A 21,361-nucleotide genomic window follows, 5' to 3' on the forward strand; every position below is an offset into this window, starting at 1 on the left:
AATCAAGCAGGTTGTGATTCAATCGTAACTTTAGATTTAACTATTTCTGGAGGTGTTTCGGTTAACGTTGATAACATTCAGGATGTAACTTGTGCTAATGGAGCGGATGGAAGTGCAGAAGTTATTGCTTCGGGAGGAACTTCTCCTTATAGTTACAATTGGATTCCAAGTGGTGAAACAACAGCTAACGCCACTAATTTACCAGCAGGAACTAATACCGTTGAAGTTACAGACGCAGCAGGATGTGCTACTACAATTGATGTTACAATCGATAGTCCAGCACCTATTGGACTTGGAACAAGTGTCATTCACGCAGCAGATTGTGGAATAAATAACGGGTCTATTTCAATTATTCCAGGAGGAGGGACGCCAGGATATACCTTTGAGTGGGAAAATGGAACAACCTCATCTAATTTAGACAGTTTGACCGCAGGCAATTACCAAGTAACGATTACAGATGCAGAAGGATGCACCTTAGACACTTCTTTTACAGTGAACACTTCAAATTATTTTGATTTTTATGTATCTCCAACTGACACCACAATTTTATTGGGAGAATCAATTGAAATATCAACAAATGTTGAAGATGGGGTAAATGGAACAACTTATGAATGGACTCCAGCTGAAGGTTTGTCATGTACAACATGTACCTCACCAATTGCAACACCTGAATCAACAACAACATACTATGTTACGGCAACTACACCAGACGGTTGTTCAGCAACCGATTCAGTTGTTGTAAAAGTAAACGATGAAGATCCCTGTAAAGATTTATACATTCCAAACATGTTTAGTCCAAATGGAGATGGACAGAATGACGAATTCTGTGTTTATGGAGATTGTATTTCAAACTATCAAATCTCTATTTACGACCGTTGGGGAGAACTCGTGTTTTCTTCAGAAGACCAAACGGAATGTTGGAACGGAAAATACAGAGGGAAATTAATGAACACAGGTGTATTTGTGTATAAGTTAAAATTAACAACCCAAGAAGGCGAAGATATTGAAGCGTCTGGAAACATTAACTTAATTCGCTAAACTATTGTAATATGAAAAACAGAAATTTTAAAAAATCGATAATAATAGCATTATCTTTTACGATTGGAATTCTACGTGCGCAAGACATTCATTTTTCAGCAATGGATTATTCACCACTAACTATAAACCCAGCCATGGCGGGTGCAAATTATGATTTGCAAGCAACAGCCAATTACCGTACACAATGGAATTCGGTTGCTACGCCCTACAACACAATTGCGGCAAGCTATGATATGCGCTTTTTCAACAACAACCAGTTTGGAGAAGGGTTTTTAGCTGCGGGGATTCACTTCAATAATGACAATGTTGGTGAAAGTCGTATTAGTTCTAACAACATTGGCTTATCTGTCGCTTATCATTTAAAACTAAACCAAGAACATACTTTAGGTTTAGGAATTCAAGGAGCTTATGGTTCGCGCTCTTTTACAGAAAACAATGGTCAATGGGGAAACCAATATGACGGTACAGGGTACAATCCTAATATGGCAACCGGCGAATCATTTGATCGTGCTAACTTTGGATATTTTGATGCTGGAGCAGGATTACATTACACCTACAGACCAGTTCAGAAAACAACCAACAATAACGGAACATTATTAAATATAGGTTTTGCAGCATATCATTTAAACCGACCCAGCTATTCTTTTATTAAAGAAGACGGTGAAGACCTTTATGTTCGACTTTCAAGTTACGTGATGGCAGAAATTGGGATTGGAGAAACAAAAATGGCAATCGAACCACAATTAATTATGCAATTTCAAGGCCCTTCAATAGAGACATTATTGGGAACTGATTATCGTTTTTATTTAGGTCAAGGAACAAGTAAAAATGGTCATTACGATGGAACATCTCTAGCGGTTGGTGTATTCTATCGAAACAAAGATGCTTTATTATCTCGTTTTTCTGTACGTTTTGGAGGAATAGATGCGGGATTAGTCTATGACTTTAACCTATTCTCTTCTTTAAAAGAAGTTTCACGTGCGAAAGGAGGCGTTGAAATATTCCTTAGGTATATTTTAAACAACCCGTTTAAAGAAACAAGAGCAAGGATTTAAATGCTACGGGTTTAGCTCATTTTTTTACTAATACTATACAATTATGATACTAAGAATTACATTAACAGTGTGCTTGATCATCTCAAGTGCACTAGCTATTGGTCAATGCACCGACTTAAATTTAAACATATCAGAAAGTCAAAACTCGTTTTGTGGACCTGGTACAAACACGGTCACATTCACAAATAATTCAACAGGAGCTGAAGCTGCCACAACAACTTTTAACTGGTCTGTAAATGGTAGTTTAGAACATACTTCAGTTGGAACTGGAACCTGGACTTACGATTTCAACGGTGTAGGGAATTACACCTTAACAGTTGAAGCAGAAACAACTGGTGGTTGTACAGATAACACCCCCCCTATTTCCATTGAAGTTGTACCTGTTCCAAGCGCAAACTTCTCAGTGGCCGCACCATTACTTTGTTCAAATCAAGCTTTTAGTTTCACAAATAACTCAACTGGTACCTTTACAGGAACAACATACAACTGGGACTTTGGAGATGGAAGCAATTCAAGTGATGAAAATCCTTCTTATACTTACACAAATGCAGGTAACTACACTGTTACACTAACAGTTACAAACTCAGCAGGCTGCCAAGACACATATATTCAGCCGGTAACTATAGAACAGTCTCCTGTTGTTGCAATTGCAGGAGCAGACGATGATGGAGACCTAGAAAGTTGCGTTACCGCTTCTAACCCATTAACAGATATGGATGTAGTTTTCACAAACTATACAACCAATGCGATTAGTCATTTATGGGATTTTGGTGACGGAGCAACAGGAAACACACCATCTCCAACGCATAATTACAATACATACGGTGTGTATAACATCCAATATACAGCAGAATCAGCAGCTGGATGCGTGTCAACAGACAGTTTACAATTTATATTCCAACGACGAACGACCGCAGATTTCACCTTTGATGTTAACCAAGAAGAGGGATGCGCACCACATACAATCAATACTTTAGTCAACAATTCTGATGCAGCAACCTCCTATTTATGGGATTTCGGTGATGGGACTACATCCACTGCAACCACACCGACTAATGTGTACACAAATGAAGGGAATTATACCATTTCTTTAAGAGCCATTAATAGTTGTGGATATTCAGAAGCGTCTTATGGACCAATTATCGTTGAGGATGTTCCCAACACTGCATTTTCATTAAACCCGTCTTCTAACTTTTGTGCTCCTGTTAGCAACATTATGATTACCAACAGCACCACAGAAGCTTCTGCTGGCCCATGGGGATCTAAATATGAATGGGATTTTGATAATGGCACAACATTAAATACAAATGCAGAAATTACACCTCCTCAAAATTATACAAACCAAGGCAATTACACCATTTCATTAACGGCTACAAACGGATGTGGTGCAAATACGGTTACCCGAGATATTCGTGTTGATTCAATACCTGAACTTTCAGTTATTGCTAATCCTATTGAAGCTTGTTCACCTCAAGTTATTGAATTTACGAATAACTCTACTGATAATCATCCTAGTACAAACCATTATTGGCATTGGAGTCCACGTTTTCCTGGCGATATAGAAAGAAACTATTATCCCTATTACTACGTAAGACGATCTTATAATAAACAACGACCAGATTTGACCTTTAATTACCCAACAGGACCAAACCCTGTAAATGGAGACGTTTATTACAGAATAAGCAATGCGTGTGGAACAAAAGATACGACTATCAATATCATAACGCATAGACCGACTCATGCGAATTTCAGTATTCCATCATCAGTTTGTGTTGGTGATGCTATTAATATCAATGATAATTCTAATGGTGAAAATATTGCTTACAAATGGGATTTTGGTGACGGAAACCTATCTACAACCTTAAGTAATGACACTACATATACCTATAATACAGTAGGAGATGTTGATCTAGAATTAATCGTTGACGGTTATTGTGGTCCTGATACAATTGTACGTACCTTAACTGTCAAACCATTTCCAATTGCAGATGTTTCTGTAGCCGAAGACAGTTTATGTTTTGGTGATGAGATCATATTAGAGAACAATATTCCTGACACTGTTAGTGCTCATTATTGGAATTTCGGTGAGGGAATTACCTATACATCGGGAGGCACAGTTTATAGTAGTTCCTCAGCATATACACCCGGCAATATAACTTATGGAACTGATGGACAAAAAAGAATAACATACCAATCTACTTTAAATGGATGTACAAGTCATGATACTGTTTATGCAAGGCTTCACCCAAACCCAGAAGCGTTATTCAACTTGTCTTCTGTCGAGGAATGTAGCCCATTCGAAATAGATGGCACCGTATTAACAAACTCAAGTATTAACAACACAAATCATTCTTATAATTGGGATTACGGAAATGGTTCAACAAGTAATGGCTTCAATGCAAATACGACAATTTATGAAGCTTTAGGTAATACAGATTCACTTCACACCATTAAACTGGAAATAATTACGGATAAAGGATGTGTAGACTCTTTGAAACGTGATATTACAATTCATCCTTTGCCAGTTTCTGATTTCTCATTGATCGAAGATACCATTTGTAGAAATGTACCTACAGATATTATCAATAACTCGACAATAGGAAGTAATTATGAATGGAACTTTGATGGTACAGGTTCTTCCATCGATTTCGAACCTAATTATATCTTCCCTTCAGATGGAAATTTCGAAATTGAACTCATTTCATTTACCAACTTTGGATGTTCTGATACTATTACAGATTCCATATTTATCGATCAAATACCTAATGCGAACTTCGACGCATCAGAAGTTTGTGAAGGTTTTAATACAGTTTTTACTGATGCTTCAACAGGAAACATTAATCGTTGGGAATGGATTTACGGTGACGGAAATAACAATACAACTGATACTAATCCTATTCATCAATTTGGTAATGATGGCGCATATAATACAAGTTTAGTTATCGAAAACCTTGCGGGATGTACAGATACCCTAACAAAGACGGTAAATGTACTCCTTGTTCCCGAACCTCAAATCAATGCCACGGAATTTTGTTTAACTAACAACACGCAATTTCAAGGAACAAATAACGCTCCAGCAAGTACAATCAACAATTGGTATTGGGACTTTGGAGATGGAAATAACGACAACAGTAATGTGAATAACCCAACACATGAGTATAGTACTGTAGGTGTTTATGACGCTAAACTAATTGTTGAGAATGATTTAGGCTGTATTGACTCTATTGAACAAACAATAACAATTACAGAAACCCCTGTATCTGACTTTGATTTTACAGCAATGTGTATGAATGATACAATAATGTTTAATGATTTATCTTCAGGTGCTCCGGATTCGTACAATTGGAGTTTTGATAATGGTGACACCAGCACAGATGAAGAGCCTAGGTATGCATATAACGTTGACGGAACTTATAATGTAAGCCTAACAACAGCATATACCGCTTCTGGGTGTAATCATACAATTACCAAACCAGTTGAAGTTTATCCGAGAACGGTGCCTAACTTCACCAATACAACTGTTTGTTTAAATGAACCCACTGTTTTTACAGACGCAACAACAAATAACCCTAATGATTGGAAGTGGATTTTTGATGAAGGCGCTGCAAATGCAAATACACAAAACACAACTCACACCTATGGTAGTGCTGGAAACTATGATGTTTCTTTAATAACAGAAAACTCGTTTGGATGTGTAGACACCATTACTAGAGTGGTAACCATTAACACATTACCCATTGCTGATTTTAGTTTTGACACGGTATGTTTAGGAAATTCTACAACTATTAATGATTTAAGTATTGATGCGATAAACTGGGAATATACATGGGGTGATGGAAATAGCGCTGCCGGAACTCCCTCCCCATCATATACATATACAACTGCGAATACATATACTGTAGAACAAATTGTAACGACAATTAATGGTTGTAAGGACACTACTGATAGAACTATTACCGTTCGTCCTAATCCAACTGCTGATTACAGTTTTACTGAAGTATGTAATACGTACGCAACGCAGTTTACCGATATGTCGTCAGCGAGTGCTGTTGGCTGGTCATGGGATTTTGGTGACCCCGCAAGTACAACAGGTCAAACACAAGACACAGCATTTGTTTATCCTGACGAAGGAACTTACACAAGTACCTTAACTGTTTCAAATACGTATGGTTGTACAGATCAAATTTCAAAAACAGTTCTCGTGAAACACCAACCAACAGCAGATTTCACAAATCCAACTGTTTGTGCGGGAAGCAGTGTTAATTTCAATAACACATCTCAAGGAAACAATCACATTTCCTACGCTTGGGATTTTGGGGACGGAACAACTTCAACAAACCAAGATGAAGTACATGATTATGCGATTGGTGGAACCTATCCAATTACTCTTATTGTAGAAAATAACGTTGGATGTATCGATACACTAATTCGAAATATTGATGTGTTTAATGTGCCTTTCCCAGATTTTGTTGCTGACACAGTTTGTATTGGGTCCATGACATCTTTTACCAATTTAACAACAGATGCTTCAGGATTAGGTAATGATTACTTCTGGGATTTCGGAGATGGAAACTCGTCTTATCAAGCAACACCAACATATATCTATGACACACCAGGCGTTTATACCGTAACCTTGTTAGCAGGAAACCCTAATGGATGTGATTCGACCATTCAAAAAGATGTACGCGTTGCAGAAGTTCCAGTAGCTGACTTCATAAACGATACAGTATGTATGGGAAATCCAACTGAATTTACGGATGTCTCAACAGGAATTCCTAACGAATGGATTTGGAATTTCGGAGATGGTACAATTATTAATGCCACAGACAATGTTACACATGAATTTAACACTGAAGGTGATTATCTTGTCACACTAAGAGTAACAGGAGGCGGTTTAAATTGTACGGATGAAGTTTATAAAATTGTTACTGTCAATGAGGTACCTAAGGCAATGGGGACTTTAGACGATCAAGCTTGCCTAGACCAAGAAGTGAATTTCCAGAACAATAGTGTTATGATTAAAGACTCAATCGTTTCTTATAGTTGGAATATGGGAGACAATACCACTTACTATACTGAAAATGGTGAACATCAGTATACAGCTGAAGGCGTTTACGATGTTCTTTTGCGTGTAACCTCATCACAAGGTTGCCAAGACAGTATTGTTTTTTCAACTGAAATCCATCCTTTACCACAAACAGGGCTTAACACCTATCCTCTAGAATTTTGTCCAGGAGAAACCTTAACATTAGAAGCCTACGATGGTTTAAGCTACGATTGGACAGGTCCTAATGAATTTACTAATAGTCAACAAATGTTTACTCTTGAAAAATTAACCAAAGAAAACGAAGGTTTTTATAATTTACGAGTAACTGATGGAAACAATTGTGAAAATATAGACTCAGTTAATGTCTCAGTCCTCACAGGTAAAAATTGTTTAGTTGTAACACAATTGGTCACACCCAATTCAGACGGAAACAATGATACATGGATAATTGAAGGTGTTGAACAATACCCTAATGTTGAAGTTAATATATTTAATCGTTGGGGAAGTTTATTGTACAACAACAAGCAATATGCTAATGAATGGTCGGGTGAGGTCAACAAAGGCTTGAAAATCGTTCCTGAAGGTCAGGTTCCAGAAGGGACTTATTATTACACGATAGATTTAAATGATGGTGTTACAGAAATTATTAATGGCTTCATTGAGGTAGAATACTAAGAAATATGAAAAAGATAACTTATATAATTACCGTTCTTTTATTGATTAGCTTGAGCACAAATAAGGCACAAGCTCAACAAGATGAACAGCTAAGCTTTCAAAGTTTAAATCCACTCTATTATAATCCAGCTTATGCCGGGAGTTCAAATTCAATAAACATTACAGGAATTGGACGGTTCCAATGGGTAGGAATGGAAGGAGCGCCAAACACACAATGGCTTACCGTTCATGCACCTATTATTGGGAAGTCATTAGGAATGGGAATTCATACAGTAAATGATCAAATAGGTTCCCGAAATAGAACTGGAGTTTATTATGACATAAGTTCAAGTATTCGGTTAAACGACAAGGGTGCAAGATTAGCTTTTGGATTATCGGCAGGTGTGGATATTATTTCAAGAAACTTTACTTCACTCACAATACACGATCAAAATGACATTCATAACTCACAGTATTCATACTCAAAATTTAATCTTGGCGCGGGGCTTTTTTATTACAATGAGAAAACTTATATCGGTTTATCCATGCCAAGGGTACTTAAATATAAAGATGAAGATTTAATTTCAAATGTAGAACATGGTTTATATGCACAACATCTATTCTTAACATTTGGACAAGTTTTTCAGCTTAATTCATCCTTTAAATTAAAAGCTACTCTTTTGGCGAAACATACACCTGAAACACCAATTGCAATAGATTTAGGTCTACACACGCTAATGTATGACAAAATTAATGTCGGTGTAATATACCGTTTAACAGAAGCGCTCGGTGTAAACATGTACTATCAAGTTAAAAACTTTATGCGTATAGGATATGGATATGAATTCCCTTTAAATCGATTGGCAAATTATCAAACTGGCTCACACGAAATTTTATTGCAGTTCGATATCAAAATGAAAAACTCTGTTTATAAATCACCACGTTATTTCTAACACAATGAAAATACTTATACCCATATTTACTGTTTTATACTTTTCAATAGGATTAAACGCACAATTAAAACAGAAAAATGCTGACCAATACTTTGAATTGGAACAATATTATAAAGCCGCTCCAATATATGAAGAGTTGTCGAACAAAGGAATTAAGAAGAATAATGTCAACTGGAAAAACATTAGAAAAGCAGCGCAAGCATTCTCTTATTTAAACAAGAACAATAAGTCGGCTGAATTTTATGAAATGCTTAATCAAAATAATCAACTTGTAGAACAAGATTATTTAGACTACATTTTGGTTCTACGTCAATTAAAAAGGTACCCGCGTGCTGCAGAGATTACAAAGAAAGGTCATAAAAATCATCCCAAAAACAAATTATTATCAACATGGCAGGAAGAGCTTTCAACTCTACTCAGTTTATACAACGACCTATCCAACAATACTGTTGATGAGACAAACTTAAATAGTGGAAAAGGAGATTTTTCACCCGTATTCTACAAAAAAGGTATTGTATTTTGTTCAAAGTCGATACAAAAAGGATTTTTAGTAGGCAAAACAGGTTGGGATAACACCAACTTTATACGTTTATTTTATGCAACCAAGCCTGATAGTTCCTCAAAACAAAGACCTGAATTAATGAAAGATAAGTTCTTTTCGCGTTTGCACAATGGTCCAATCGCTTTTGATTCAACAGGAACACAGATGATGATCACTAAAAATGTTAGAAATAAAACGGATAAGACTGCTTATCTAGCTTTGTTTTCGTCAACAAAAAATGAAGATGGAGAATGGAGCGATTTAGAGCCCTTTCCTTACAACGAGGAAACTCATAATGTTGGTCATGCGAGTTTCTCTAACAATCAAAAAGGAATCTATTTCACATCTGACAAACCTGGAGGGTTTGGAGGAACAGACATTTATTATTCAGAAAAAGTAAACGGGAAATGGACAACTCCTATTAATTTGGGACCAAAGATCAATACGGCGTTAGATGAAATGTTTCCTTATATGAACAATCAAAATACACTATATTTTTCTTCAAATGGTCATTTTGGTTTAGGAGGTTTGGATATTTTCAAAATCCAATTAAATGAAGAACAGCAAAAGGTAACTAATTTAGGATATCCTATAAATTCATCAGCAGATGATTTTGGCATAATTGAATTCAATGATAAATCGGGTGGTTACTTCAGTTCGAACAGAACCGATTATATAGACCGTATTTATCAATGGAGTGGAGAAAAAGAATTTGACCAATTTTATGCGTATCAATTGTCTGGATCTGTTTTTAATGCAACAACAAAAGAAGCAATTGAAGGAGCAGATATTAGCATTAAAATGTTTTCTGAACAAGAAAGCCACCGCTCTAAAAATGATGGAGCATATCATTCAAACCTCCTTGATAGCATGTCGTATGGTGATAAAATAAAGGTAGCATTAGAGGTTAACAAACCTGGATTTATTCCACAAACGATCAACATTGATATACAACTCGATAAAAAAGAAAACTTAGTGTATGACTTCCATCTTAAACCTTTCGATATCGGTAGTGACTTAAGTAAAGTTTTACAGCTTAATCCGATTTATTATGATGTAGACAAGGCAACTTTAAGAAAAGAATCAAAAATAGAACTAGATAAAGTTGCAAAAATCCTCAATGAAAATCCGGAAATGATGATAGAGTTGGGTTCTCATACAGATTGTAGACAAACCTATACATACAACATGGAACTTTCCAAGAGAAGAGCCATTTCAGCTGCGGAATATCTAAAAACTAAAATTGTGAATCCACAACGTATAATTCCTATTGGATACGGGGAGTTAAAACTTATCAATGATTGTGCGTGTGAAGGTGATATTACAAGTGATTGTAGCGATGAAGAACATCAAGAAAATAGAAGAACAGATTTCATAATTGTAAAGAATTAATTGTTTTAATTAAAAATAAGTTAGGCTAAATTAAGTTAGGCTAATTTAAATTTATTAATAAATTTGTGGCAAACAAATAAAATTATGAACTCAAATTATTTACATCATCATTTACATTTTTGCCCTCAGGCGATGTAATCTGATATGTAAATAAAAAAATAATATCATAAACACCGTTTGAGCAATTCAAACGGTGTTTTTTTATACCCAGAGGTTTGCTCAAACATAACAAATAAAAAAATGAGTAAACTAAAAATTGCAATTCAGAAAAGCGGAAGATTAAACGAAAGTTCCCTTAAACTCCTAAAATCATGCGGAATCGCCATAGATAACGGGAAGGATCAATTAAAAGTAGCAGTTGCTAATTTTCCAATGGAGATTTTATACCTCCGAAATTCTGACATACCTCAATACCTTGAAGACGGTACAGTTGATATCGCTATAGTTGGAGAGAATCTATTAGTAGAACAGCAAAAACAAGTAGAAATTGTCGAAAAACTAGGATTCTCAAAATGTAGAGTTTCACTCGCAATTCCTAAAGATATAGAGGATGAGAGCACTAACTACTTAAACAATAAGAAAATCGCTACTTCTTATCCTGTAACATTAAAAACCTTTTTAGACAAAAACAATATTAATGCTGAAATTCACAATATTTCAGGCTCAGTAGAAATCGCACCGAATATAGGTTTAGCAGACGGAATTTGTGATATTGTAAGTTCAGGAAATACACTTTTTAGGAATGGACTGAAGGAAACACAAAAAATACTTGAGTCTGAAGCCGTTTTAGTTAAATCACAAAATCTTGGCGAAAGTCAAAAGCAATTATTAGAAAAGTTATTGTTTAGAATTAAAGCCGTTCAAAAAGGTAAAACAAGTAAATACATACTTTTAAACGTACCTAACGATAAAATAAAAGCGGTTACGAATATTCTTCCTGTTCTAAAAAGCCCAACTATTCTTCCATTAGCCGAAGAAGGTTGGAGTTCTTTACATTCAGTAATTGAAGAGCAAGAATTTTGGGAAGTGATAGATGCATTAAAATCTGCAGGAGCCGAAGATATTTTAATCGTACCAATAGATAAAATGGTGAGCTGATGAAAACATATAATAATCCAAAGAGAGAGGAATGGAACCAACTTGCATTACGCCCAAGCATCAATCAACAAGAACTCGATGAACTGGTTTCCTCTATTATCAAAAATGTAAAATTAAATGGTGACCAAGCCCTAATAGATTATGCACTACAATTTGATCGGGTAGCACTCAATGAACTTTACGTTTCTGAAAAAGAAATTGAAGACGCAAAAAATGAAGTCTCTAATGAATTAAAATCAGCTATTCAATTGGCTTATGCTAATATTTCTACATTTCATCAATCACAACAAATAGATGAACCCATAATTGAAACAGTAAAAGGGGTGAATTGTTGGCGAAAACCTGTTGGAATTGAGAAGGTTGGTTTGTACATCCCAGGTGGAAGTGCTCCTCTTTTTTCAACTATTTTGATGTTAGGGATTCCAGCCCAAATTGCTGGATGTAAAGAGCTAGTGCTATGCACCCCTCCAGGAAAAAATGGAAAAATAAATCCTGCTATTTTATATGCAGCAGATTTAGTTGGTGTAACTAAAATATATAAAACTGGAGGAGCCCAGGCTATTGCGGCAATGGCAGTTGGAACAGATACCATTCCGCAAGTTTATAAAATTTTCGGGCCGGGCAACCAATATGTTACCAAGGCTAAAGAACTTGTTCAACAAATGGGAGTAGCTATAGATATGCCTGCGGGTCCAAGTGAAGTACTTGTTGTTGCAGACCAAACTTGTAATCCAGAGTTTGTTGCTGCAGATTTGCTTTCTCAAGCAGAACACGGCCCCGATAGTCAAGTCGTTTTATTAAGTGATAACGAAAGTACCATAAAAGCATGTCAATTGGCAGTTGAAAGGCAAGTAGCGTTACTTCCACGAAAAGATACAGCATTAAAAGCCTTGACAAACAGTACAGCTATTACTTTTCAAAACATCAAAGAATGTATTGCGTTTAGCAATCAATATGCACCAGAACATTTAATTATCGCTTCAGAAAACGCTTCTCAATATGTGAATGATATTACCAATGCGGGTTCTGTATTCTTAGGGAACTATAGCTGTGAATCAGCAGGTGACTATGCAAGCGGTACAAATCACACTTTACCAACAAATGGGTTTGCTAAGAATTATAGTGGCGTATCTTTAGATAGTTTTGTAAAAAAAATCACCTTTCAAGAGTTAAGTGCAGAAGGAATAGAAAAAATTGGTGAAGCCATTGAAATCATGGCGGAAGCTGAAGGATTAGATGCACATAAAAACGCAGTTACATTAAGATTAAACAAAATTAGAAATGGTAGAAATTAACAACCTTGTTCGTTCAAACGTACTCACATTACAGCCATATTCGAGTGCTAGAAGCAAGTTTACAGGAAAAGATGGAACTTTTTTAGATGCCAATGAAAATCCTTTTGGAACCTTAAATCGTTACCCTGATCCTCAACAAAGTGAACTCAAAAAGAAGCTGGCTCAATTAAAGGGAGTCAATACACAAAATATATTTGTAGGGAATGGAAGTGATGAAGTAATCGATTTAGCATTTAGAATATTCTGTAACCCTGGGAAGGACAAAGCACTTACTTTTTCACCAACTTACGGCATGTATAATGTTTCGGCAGCAATTAATAATATTGAATTAATTGAACAACCGTTAAATTCAGCATTTCAAATTGATTTACCCACTTTAAGACCTTACTTTAATGATCCATCAATTAAACTCATGTTTATCTGTTCGCCGAATAACCCTACCGGAAACTTGATCGACAGAGCAGCAATAGACTATATTCTCACCAACTTTAAAGGGATTGTCATTGTAGATGAAGCATATATTGATTTTGCAACTGATGAATCCTTAATTTCAATGATTGACCAATATAATAACCTAATCGTGAGTCAGACTTTCAGTAAAGCCTGGGGGTTAGCGGCTGCAAGATTGGGAACAGCCTATGCTGATAAAGAAATAATCAATCTTTACAACAAGGTGAAACCGCCTTATAATGTAAGTGAACTCAATCAAAAAGCTGCAAATGAAGCCTTAGACAAAATTAAAAAATATGAGGAGAATTTAGCAGTCATTTTAAGTGAGCGCAAGAGGGTTGAAAAAGCACTTTCAAATATAAAAGAAGTTCAAAAAGTGTACCCTTCAGATGCAAACTATATACTTATTGAAGTTCAAAACGCTGATCAACTTTATACAGATTTAGTCAACCAGAATATCATTACAAGAAATAGAAATAACCAAGTTAAAAACTGCATACGTATTTCTATAGGTACACCAGAAGAAAATAACATATTGATTAACGCAATAAAAAATATAAAATGAAAAAAGCATTATTCATAGATCGAGATGGAACGCTGGTAATCGAACCTCCAGTGGATTATCAATTGGACAGTTTAGAGAAGCTAGAGTTTTACCCTGGAGTATTCCAGTGGCTATCTAAAATAGCTAAAGAAATGGATTATGAATTGGTTATGGTTACGAACCAGGACGGATTAGGAACAGATTCATTTCCAGAAGATACTTTTTGGCCTGCACAAAACAAAGTTATCCAGGCTTTTAAAAATGAGGGAATTGAATTTGATGAGGTCTTAATTGATAAAAGTTTTCCAGAAGATAATGCTCCTACAAGAAAGCCTAGAACTGGATTGTTGCAAAAATATATTCACGGGAATTATGATTTAGCTAATTCTTATGTAATTGGCGATCGTGCAACTGATGTAGAATTAGCTACAAACCTAAAAGCACAAGCTATATATATTGGAGAAGAAGATAAGAATGCAGCATTAAGCACTCAAAATTGGAGTGAAATATATCAATTTCTTAAAGCTATTCCTAGAACTGGTGAGGTAAGTAGGGTTACTAATGAAACCTCAATTCTTATCAAGCTTAATTTGGACGGAAGTGGTCAATCAAATTTGGACACTGGACTTCCATTTTTCGACCACATGCTAGAACAAATAGCCAAACATGGAAATATTGACTTAGCGGTTAAAGTAAAAGGTGATTTAGAAATTGATGAACACCACACCATTGAAGATGTTGCCATAACTTTAGGAGAAACGTTTATACAAGCTTTAGGAAGTAAAAGAGGTATTGAGCGCTACGGATTTTTACTGCCAATGGATGATTGTTTAGCGCAAGTTGCTATTGATTTTGGTGGTCGTCCTTGGTTAATGTGGGAAGCTGAATTTAAGCGTGAAATGGTTGGAGATATGCCAACTGAAATGTTTATGCACTTCTTTAAGTCTTTCAGTGATGCTGCTAAATGTAACCTGAATATTAAGGCTGAAGGAGATAACGAACACCACAAGATAGAAGCTATATTTAAAGCCTTTGCGAAAGCGATTAAGTCAGCCGTAAGCAAAACAGAAAACTACAGTATTCCGAGTACAAAAGGTAAATTATGATTGCAATCATCAAATACAATGCTGGAAATATTCAGTCTGTTCAGAATGCACTAACTAATTTAGGCTATGAAAGCGTAATCACAGATGATCATGCAACAATTCTTGCGGCAGAAAAGGTGATTTTCCCTGGTGTAGGTGAAGCCAGTTCGGCTATGCAGTATTTAAAAGAAAAAGGCCTCAACGAGGTACTTACCGCTATCAAACAACCTTTTTTAGGAATTTGTTTAGGTTTACAATTGATGTGTAAAAGCTCTGAGGAAGGATCAACAGAATGTTTAGGTATTTTTGATACAGAGGTAAAGCAATTTCCTCCAACAGATAAAGTGCCACACATGGGTTGGAATAATTCAACACAATTAGAAGGATCACTTTTTTTAAATATAAATTTGGAAGATAGCTTTTACTATGTGCATAGCTATTTCGCTGAAGTTTGTGAAAACACAATTTCTGTTTGCGATTACATCGAACCTTTTAGTGCAGCATTGCACAAGAACAACTTTTACGCCACGCAGTTTCACCCAGAAAAATCAGCAGATATAGGGATGAAATTACTGAAAAACTTTTTAAAATTATGAGAATTATACCTGCAATAGATATCATAGACGGAAAATGTGTTAGGCTTTCCAAAGGAGACTATAACACACAAAAAGTCTACAATGAAAACCCGCTTGAAGTTGCTAAAGCATTTGAAGACAACGGCATTGAGTTTTTGCATGTCGTAGATTTAGATGGAGCAAAGGCCCAACACATTATCAATCATAAGATACTCGAAGAAATATGTACTAAAACAAACCTAAAGGTTGATTTTGGAGGAGGATTAAAATCCGATGATGATCTTAGAATAGCTTTTGAAAGTGGAACGCATCAAATTACCGGAGGAAGTATAGCGGTTAAAAATCCTGAAGTTTTTAAAACTTGGCTGCAACAGTATGGAAGCGATAAGATTATTCTCGGAGCAGATTGTAAAGATCGAAAAATAGCAACCAATGGCTGGACAGAAAGCGCAGATCTTGATATTGTTGACTTTATCCTTGACTATGAAAAAGAAGGTGCAAAATATGTAATCTGTACTGATATTTCAAAAGATGGAATGCTTCAAGGTACTTCCAACGAATTATACGAAGAAATTATTGAAAAAAGCAATGTAAACCTTATCGCTAGTGGAGGAGTTTCTTGTGTTGAAGACTTGTATTTACTTCATGAAATAGGTTGTGAAGGTACAATCCTTGGAAAGGCTTTCTATGAAGGTAAAATCAGTATGCGTCAACTGGTAGAATTTATAAATAAAACAACTTAATTATGTTAAAGAAAAGAATTATTCCGTGTTTAGACATCAAGGATGGAAGAACCGTAAAGGGAATCAACTTTGTGGACATTAAAGATGCAGGTGACCCAATTGAATTGGCGAAAAAGTACGTTGAAGAAGGGGCTGATGAATTGGTTTTTTTAGACATCACAGCAACACTAGAAAATCGTAAAACCTTAGTTGATTTAGTGAGGGCGGTAGCACAAGAAATAAATATTCCTTTTACTGTTGGTGGAGGAATCAACTCGGTTAAAGATGTGCAGAAAATAATTAAAGCTGGAGCTGATAAAGTGAGCGTAAACTCTTCTGCAGTAAAACGACCAGCTCTAATTACAGAAATAGCCAATCAATTTGGAAAACAGTGCGTTGTTGCAGCTATCGATACCAAGTTTGAAAATGGTGAATGGAAAGTTTTTACACATGGTGGAAAAACAGCAACACCGCTTAATACTGTTGCCTGGGCTAAAGAAGTTGAAGCGCTTGGTGCCGGAGAAATCCTATTAACATCAATGAATAATGATGGAATGAAAACCGGATTTGCAATAGACATCACACAAGAGGTTTCGGAAGCTGTGAATATTCCAGTAATTGCCTCTGGTGGAGCAGGTGAGATGGAGCATTTCAAAGCTGTTTTTGAAAAAACAAGCGCAACAGGAGGATTAGCAGCAAGTATTTTCCATTATGGTGAAATACCAATTCCACAGTTGAAAGAATATTTAAAAACACAAAAAATTGCAGTTCGATGATAGATTTTAAAAAAGGCGATGGCTTAGTGCCTGTAATCGTTCAAGATAATGAAACTTTACAGGTTTTGATGCTTGGATACATGAATGAAGAGGCTTATGAAAAAACAAAAGCCGAAAAAAAGTAACGTTTTTTAGTCGCAGCAAAAGCAGATTATGGACGAAAGGTGAAACTTCAAATAATTTTTTAGAAGTGGTTGATATTCAAATCGATTGCGATCAAGACAGTTTGCTTATAAAAGCGAATCCCGCTGGTCCAACATGTCATACAGGAACAACCTCTTGTTTTAAAGAAGAAACGCCTAAAGGATTTCTGTATGCTTTGGAAAGTATCATTCACCAAAGAATTGATGAAAATGATGAAAAATCATACACCAATCAATTATACAAAAGAGGCATCAACAAAGTGGCGCAAAAAGTAGGCGAAGAAGCTGTTGAATTAGTCATTGAGGCCAAAGATAATGATGCTGATCTCTTTAAAAATGAAGCGGCAGATTTGATGTATCACTATATCATTTTACTAAAAGCTAAAGGATATCAACTAGAAGATATAGAAGAGGTGTTAAAGCAACGAAATGAATAATCCTCATTTCTATTCAAAATAATATTAACTTCGCTTTTTTAAGTAAAATATGGAGACATTAAAAAACATAGATGAACAACTATTCCTTTACCTTAACAATTTAGGAACTGAATCTTGGGATGGGTTTTGGCTTATTATCACCGATAAGTATTTAGCTTTTCCGCTTTATGCTTTGCTTGCTTTATTGATTCTCTGGAAAACAGGATTCAAATCTGCTGTAATAAGTGGCTTTATGATTCTAGGAACAGTTGCCGTAGCGTATGGAATTTCTCTAGCTATGAAATACGGAATAGCCCGACCAAGACCTTGTAATACATTTGAGTTTGGCTCAGAAATGCGTTTCCCTTTAGCTTTAAAAGGAAAAGAATGTGGCGATTTTGGTTTTGTCTCTTCACATGCTACAGTTGGAATGGCCATGATTACACTCATTGCACTAATTCTAAAACCTTATTTTAAATATATTTTAGCTCCTCTGATTGCTTGGGTAGCTTTATTTTCTTACAGTAGAATTTACGTGGGAAAACATTACCCTGGAGATTTAATCGTAGGGATACTCATCGGAATTGTTGTGGGTATTTTGGCATTTAAAGCGCATGGCTGGGTGCAGAAAAAATACAGTAAATAATTTTGCATGAAGGGAAGTTTTGCATGTAAGGATGTTTTGCAAAACTTCCCTTCATGCAAAACATCCCTACATCGCAAAAGGTTTTCCGATCAAAAACATAGTCGGCCGTTTACTCAAGTCAAACGCATTCTTTCTCCATTCAGCAACTGTCATTGTTTGAACGCGTTCTGTTGGTAACGTCAAATCACAGGCAATGCATAAAAATGTGTTATCTAAACACTCGTTGAGTAAATCTTCCAATAAATGATTATTGCGAAAAGGCGTTTCCATAAAGATTTGTGTTTGACCGTATTTATTGGCCATTCGCTCAAATTCTTTAAAGGTGTAAACACGTTTTTTACGCTCTTTTGGAATATAACCATTAAACGCAAAAGACTGACCGTTGAAACCACTCGCCATTAATCCCAATAAAATTGAAGAAGGTCCAGTTAAAGGACTTACAAAATGACCATTTTGATGTGCTAAAGCAACTAAATCAGCCCCTGGATCAGCAACCCCAGGACAACCTGCTTCAGAAATAATTGCAACATCATGACCATTTCTAATAGGTGCTAACATTCCCGCTAAATCCGTTGGAGGTGTTTTTTTATTGAGGATAAAAAACGTAGAGTCATCGATGGGAAAAGTGCGGTCTAACTTTCTTAAATACCGCCGTGCAGATTTTAAATTCTCTACAGCAAAATAGCGCGTATTTATCGCAAGTTCTGCTACTTCTTTTGGAATAACATGTTCCCATGTTTCCGAGCCCATCAATGTAGGCAATAAATACAATCGTCCTTTAGCCATTGTTTTTTAATTCTTCAATGAGTACATCTGTCCCTGCATCCAACATTTTAAATACATCTTGAAATCCTTCATCTCCTCCAAAGTAAGGGTCTGGAACTTCAAGATCTTTTCTTGGGTGTGTTAAGTTTAAGAACAATTCTACTTTTTTTGTATCATTCTCATCACGAGAAAGTTTAGTAACATTCTCAAAATTACTCTTATCCATCACAATGATTCTGTCGAATTCATCAAAATCAGTAACTTTAAATTGTCTTCCACGCAATTCATCAATTGGCACACCATTTTTTCTTCCTGTCTCCATCATACGTGGATCTGGTTGGTCGCCAACGTGCCAATCACCTGTACCGGCAGAATCTACAACAACATCCAAGTTGTTATCAGCTACTTTTTTACGTAATAATCCATCTGCCATTGGTGAACGACAAATATTTCCTAAGCATACCATTAATATTTTCATATCTCTATCTTTAATCTCTATGTTGGACTTTGATTCTTAATAATCTTCCAAAATAAAGCAGGAGAAAAACGTTTGATTTTCGCCGCTAATATTTCTTTATTACCAATTAAAACTTCTTTTTTCTTCTTTACTGTAGCTTTTAGCATCTGATTTACACATTCCTCAACAGACATTCCTGTTTCTTGATTGTGATCCATTTCTCCATGAGCCGTTCCGTCCTCTGTCAATGCACTTTTTGAAATGGGGGTGTTTATTTTTCCTGGACAAACAATCGTAACATATATATTGTTCTTTGCTTCCTCCAACAGCAGACTTTCGTAATAACCGTGCAAAGCATGTTTCGAAGCTGAATACGCAGAACGCAAGTAGAAACCGAACTTCCCAGCAATACTAGAGGTAATAATAAAATGTCCACTTTTTTGCTTTTGCATATAAGGCAACACAGCTTTAGTTAGCGCAATATTTCCAAAGTAATTCACTTCCATAATGCGACGATCTACGTCAATTGATGTTTTAGAAGCCTCTGCGCGTTGAGAAACTCCACCACTATTGAATAAATAGTCGATGCGTTGATATTGTTCAATAACCACTTTGGTTAACTCCTCATAGTTAGAGTTTTTCGCCAAGTCTAATGGCAATACCAAGTGCTTTTCGGAATTTTTTAAAGTTGATTTTAATTTTTCTAATTCCTGCTCATTTCTAGCAGACAAAATTAATTTACTACCTAATTCAGCTAATTGAATGGCCAACTCCTTCCCTATTCCTGAGGAAGCTCCTGTAATCCAAACTACTTTATTGGCAAATGTTTTCATACCTACAAAGATACCTAAAAGCTTTCACATTATCCCATAAAATAAAATGTTCAAACAAACCAAACACGAACAGGTAAAAGAAGTTCGATTTTATAATGATTTTGTTCTTCCACCATCAACAGGAAGGTTAATTCCATTGATATAACTCGCTGCTGGACTAGCTAAAAAAGCGACTGCATTGGCAATTTCTTGCGGCTCTGCAATTCGTTTCATAGGTGATTGAGCTGCCATATTTGTTAAAATCTCTTTATAATCTAAATGAGACGAATCTGCTGCTTTATTTTCTGCGATTGATTGTAAACGAACCGTATTTGTTGCACCTGGCAATACGTTGTTCACTGTAATATTAAATGCTCCTAATTCGTTGGCTAATGTTTTACTCCAATTTGCAACCGCTCCTCTAATCGTATTGGAAACTCCCAATCCGTCCAATGGTTGTTTTACGCTAGTAGAAATAATGTTGATGATTCTACCATATCCTTCTTCTTTCATTCCTGGGTACAAAGCTTGAACAAGAATATGATTGCAAATTAAATGTTTTGAAAAAGCATCGACAAATTCATCTGTAGCCGCTTTTCTAATTGGTCCTCCTTTTGGACCACCCGTATTATTCAAAAGAATATGAGCTTTATGGTTGGCTGTCCAAACCTTAAGTTTCTCTTTTAAGACTTCTGGAGACGAAAAGTCCGCTACGATATAATCGTTTTTATCATGTGGAGTTAACTCCTGCAGAACAGCTTTTAATTTCTCCTCATTTCTAGCTACTAGAGTAATTGAAGCACCTAGTTTTGACAAAGCGAGTGCTGATTCTTTTCCAATACCTTGAGTACTACCGCAAACTACTGCGTGCTTTCCATTCAAATCTATTTTCATATA

Annotated in this window: 17 protein-coding genes and 1 pseudogene; 14 read left to right on the plus strand and 4 right to left on the minus strand. The window is 35.8% G+C overall.

All coding sequences use genetic code 11. The features are described from left to right. From CW751_RS10880 to CW751_RS10945, 14 genes and pseudogenes are all read left to right on the plus strand, one after another. On the plus strand, window positions 1–1,038 hold a 1,038-nt coding region (locus tag CW751_RS10880; RefSeq protein WP_133122203.1), incomplete at its 5' end, for a T9SS type B sorting domain-containing protein. A gap of 11 nt (window positions 1,039–1,049) precedes the next feature. Next, window positions 1,050–2,093, plus strand: coding sequence for a PorP/SprF family type IX secretion system membrane protein (locus CW751_RS10885; RefSeq protein WP_101335065.1), 1,044 nt, complete (start codon window positions 1,050–1,052; stop codon window positions 2,091–2,093). A gap of 43 nt (window positions 2,094–2,136) precedes the next feature. Next, window positions 2,137–7,815 carry a PKD domain-containing protein gene (locus CW751_RS10890; RefSeq protein ID WP_101335066.1) on the plus strand — a complete coding sequence of 1,893 codons (5,679 nt, stop codon included), beginning with the start codon at window positions 2,137–2,139 and terminating at the stop codon, window positions 7,813–7,815. Window positions 7,816–7,820: 5 nt separating this feature from the next. Next, window positions 7,821–8,747 carry a PorP/SprF family type IX secretion system membrane protein gene (locus tag CW751_RS10895; RefSeq protein WP_101335067.1) on the plus strand — a complete coding sequence of 309 codons (927 nt, stop codon included), beginning with the start codon at window positions 7,821–7,823 and terminating at the stop codon, window positions 8,745–8,747. A 4-nt stretch (window positions 8,748–8,751) separates the two neighbouring features. After that, entirely contained in the window at window positions 8,752–10,680 is a 1,929-nt protein-coding gene (locus tag CW751_RS10900) for an OmpA family protein (protein WP_101335068.1), read from the plus strand. 240 nt (window positions 10,681–10,920) lie between these two features. Further along, entirely contained in the window at window positions 10,921–11,778 is an 858-nt protein-coding gene (gene hisG, locus CW751_RS10905) for an ATP phosphoribosyltransferase (protein WP_101335069.1), read from the plus strand. Further along, a complete protein-coding gene (gene hisD, locus CW751_RS10910) occupies window positions 11,778–13,073 on the plus strand; it encodes a histidinol dehydrogenase (protein WP_101335070.1) in 1,296 nt (431 codons plus the stop codon). Before hisG ends, hisD begins: the two co-directional genes overlap by 1 nt. After that, a complete protein-coding gene (hisC, locus tag CW751_RS10915) occupies window positions 13,060–14,088 on the plus strand; it encodes a histidinol-phosphate transaminase (RefSeq protein WP_101335071.1) in 1,029 nt (342 codons plus the stop codon). The genes hisD and hisC overlap by 14 nt, the downstream gene beginning before the upstream one ends. After that, window positions 14,085–15,173 (plus strand): bifunctional histidinol-phosphatase/imidazoleglycerol-phosphate dehydratase HisB, encoded by a 1,089-nt coding sequence (gene hisB, locus CW751_RS10920; RefSeq protein WP_101335072.1) that lies wholly within the window; start codon window positions 14,085–14,087, stop codon window positions 15,171–15,173. The genes hisC and hisB overlap by 4 nt, the downstream gene beginning before the upstream one ends. Then, window positions 15,170–15,748 (plus strand): imidazole glycerol phosphate synthase subunit HisH, encoded by a 579-nt coding sequence (gene hisH / locus CW751_RS10925; RefSeq protein ID WP_101335073.1) that lies wholly within the window; start codon window positions 15,170–15,172, stop codon window positions 15,746–15,748. Before hisB ends, hisH begins: the two co-directional genes overlap by 4 nt. Next, window positions 15,745–16,470, plus strand: a complete 726-nt coding sequence (hisA, locus tag CW751_RS10930) for a 1-(5-phosphoribosyl)-5-[(5-phosphoribosylamino)methylideneamino]imidazole-4-carboxamide isomerase (protein WP_101335074.1) — start codon at window positions 15,745–15,747, stop codon at window positions 16,468–16,470. Before hisH ends, hisA begins: the two co-directional genes overlap by 4 nt. Before the next feature lie 2 nt (window positions 16,471–16,472). After that, a complete protein-coding gene (hisF, locus tag CW751_RS10935) occupies window positions 16,473–17,225 on the plus strand; it encodes an imidazole glycerol phosphate synthase subunit HisF (RefSeq protein WP_101335075.1) in 753 nt (250 codons plus the stop codon). Beyond that, window positions 17,222–17,805: pseudogene (gene hisIE / locus CW751_RS10940) on the plus strand (bifunctional phosphoribosyl-AMP cyclohydrolase/phosphoribosyl-ATP diphosphatase HisIE). The gene hisF and the pseudogene hisIE overlap by 4 nt, the downstream one beginning before the upstream one ends. Window positions 17,806–17,854: 49 nt before the next feature. Further along, window positions 17,855–18,430, plus strand: coding sequence for a phosphatase PAP2 family protein (locus tag CW751_RS10945; RefSeq protein ID WP_101335076.1), 576 nt, complete (start codon window positions 17,855–17,857; stop codon window positions 18,428–18,430). Between the two features lie 66 nt (window positions 18,431–18,496). Here the strand turns inward: CW751_RS10945 and CW751_RS10950 are convergent, their stop codons facing one another. The 4 genes from CW751_RS10950 to CW751_RS10965 form a co-directional block, all read right to left on the minus strand. Continuing rightward, on the minus strand, window positions 18,497–19,216 hold the full coding sequence (locus tag CW751_RS10950) for an SAM-dependent methyltransferase (protein WP_101335077.1): 720 nt from the start codon (window positions 19,214–19,216) through the stop codon (window positions 18,497–18,499). Continuing rightward, on the minus strand, window positions 19,209–19,673 hold the full coding sequence (locus CW751_RS10955; protein WP_240612571.1) for a low molecular weight protein-tyrosine-phosphatase: 465 nt from the start codon (window positions 19,671–19,673) through the stop codon (window positions 19,209–19,211). The genes CW751_RS10950 and CW751_RS10955 overlap by 8 nt, the downstream gene beginning before the upstream one ends. A 17-nt stretch (window positions 19,674–19,690) precedes the next feature. Further along, the gene (locus tag CW751_RS10960) at window positions 19,691–20,485 is read right to left on the minus strand and encodes an SDR family oxidoreductase (protein ID WP_101335079.1); all 795 of its coding nucleotides are present in this window, start codon (window positions 20,483–20,485) and stop codon (window positions 19,691–19,693) included. A gap of 90 nt (window positions 20,486–20,575) precedes the next feature. Next, window positions 20,576–21,358 carry an SDR family oxidoreductase gene (locus CW751_RS10965; RefSeq protein ID WP_101335080.1) on the minus strand — a complete coding sequence of 261 codons (783 nt, stop codon included), beginning with the start codon at window positions 21,356–21,358 and terminating at the stop codon, window positions 20,576–20,578. Window positions 21,359–21,361: the final 3 nt, after the last annotated feature.

This window comes from Brumimicrobium salinarum, assembly GCF_002844555.1.
In the GTDB taxonomy this organism is placed as follows: Bacteria; Bacteroidota; Bacteroidia; order Flavobacteriales_D; family Crocinitomicaceae; genus Brumimicrobium; species Brumimicrobium salinarum.

Coding starts and splice junctions, on each gene's coding strand:
- CW751_RS10885 (WP_101335065.1), top strand. CDS start 1,050: ATGAAAAACAGAAATTTTAAAAAATCGATAATAATAGCATTATCTTTT.
- CW751_RS10890 (WP_101335066.1), top strand. CDS start 2,137: ATGATACTAAGAATTACATTAACAGTGTGCTTGATCATCTCAAGTGCA.
- CW751_RS10895 (WP_101335067.1), top strand. CDS start 7,821: ATGAAAAAGATAACTTATATAATTACCGTTCTTTTATTGATTAGCTTG.
- CW751_RS10900 (WP_101335068.1), top strand. CDS start 8,752: ATGAAAATACTTATACCCATATTTACTGTTTTATACTTTTCAATAGGA.
- hisG (WP_101335069.1), top strand. CDS start 10,921: ATGAGTAAACTAAAAATTGCAATTCAGAAAAGCGGAAGATTAAACGAA.
- hisD (WP_101335070.1), top strand. CDS start 11,778: ATGAAAACATATAATAATCCAAAGAGAGAGGAATGGAACCAACTTGCA.
- hisC (WP_101335071.1), top strand. CDS start 13,060: ATGGTAGAAATTAACAACCTTGTTCGTTCAAACGTACTCACATTACAG.
- hisB (WP_101335072.1), top strand. CDS start 14,085: ATGAAAAAAGCATTATTCATAGATCGAGATGGAACGCTGGTAATCGAA.
- hisH (WP_101335073.1), top strand. CDS start 15,170: ATGATTGCAATCATCAAATACAATGCTGGAAATATTCAGTCTGTTCAG.
- hisA (WP_101335074.1), top strand. CDS start 15,745: ATGAGAATTATACCTGCAATAGATATCATAGACGGAAAATGTGTTAGG.
- hisF (WP_101335075.1), top strand. CDS start 16,473: ATGTTAAAGAAAAGAATTATTCCGTGTTTAGACATCAAGGATGGAAGA.
- CW751_RS10945 (WP_101335076.1), top strand. CDS start 17,855: ATGGAGACATTAAAAAACATAGATGAACAACTATTCCTTTACCTTAAC.
- CW751_RS10950 (WP_101335077.1), bottom strand. CDS start 19,216: ATGGCTAAAGGACGATTGTATTTATTGCCTACATTGATGGGCTCGGAA.
- CW751_RS10955 (WP_240612571.1), bottom strand. CDS start 19,673: ATGAAAATATTAATGGTATGCTTAGGAAATATTTGTCGTTCACCAATG.
- CW751_RS10960 (WP_101335079.1), bottom strand. CDS start 20,485: ATGAAAACATTTGCCAATAAAGTAGTTTGGATTACAGGAGCTTCCTCA.
- CW751_RS10965 (WP_101335080.1), bottom strand. CDS start 21,358: ATGAAAATAGATTTGAATGGAAAGCACGCAGTAGTTTGCGGTAGTACT.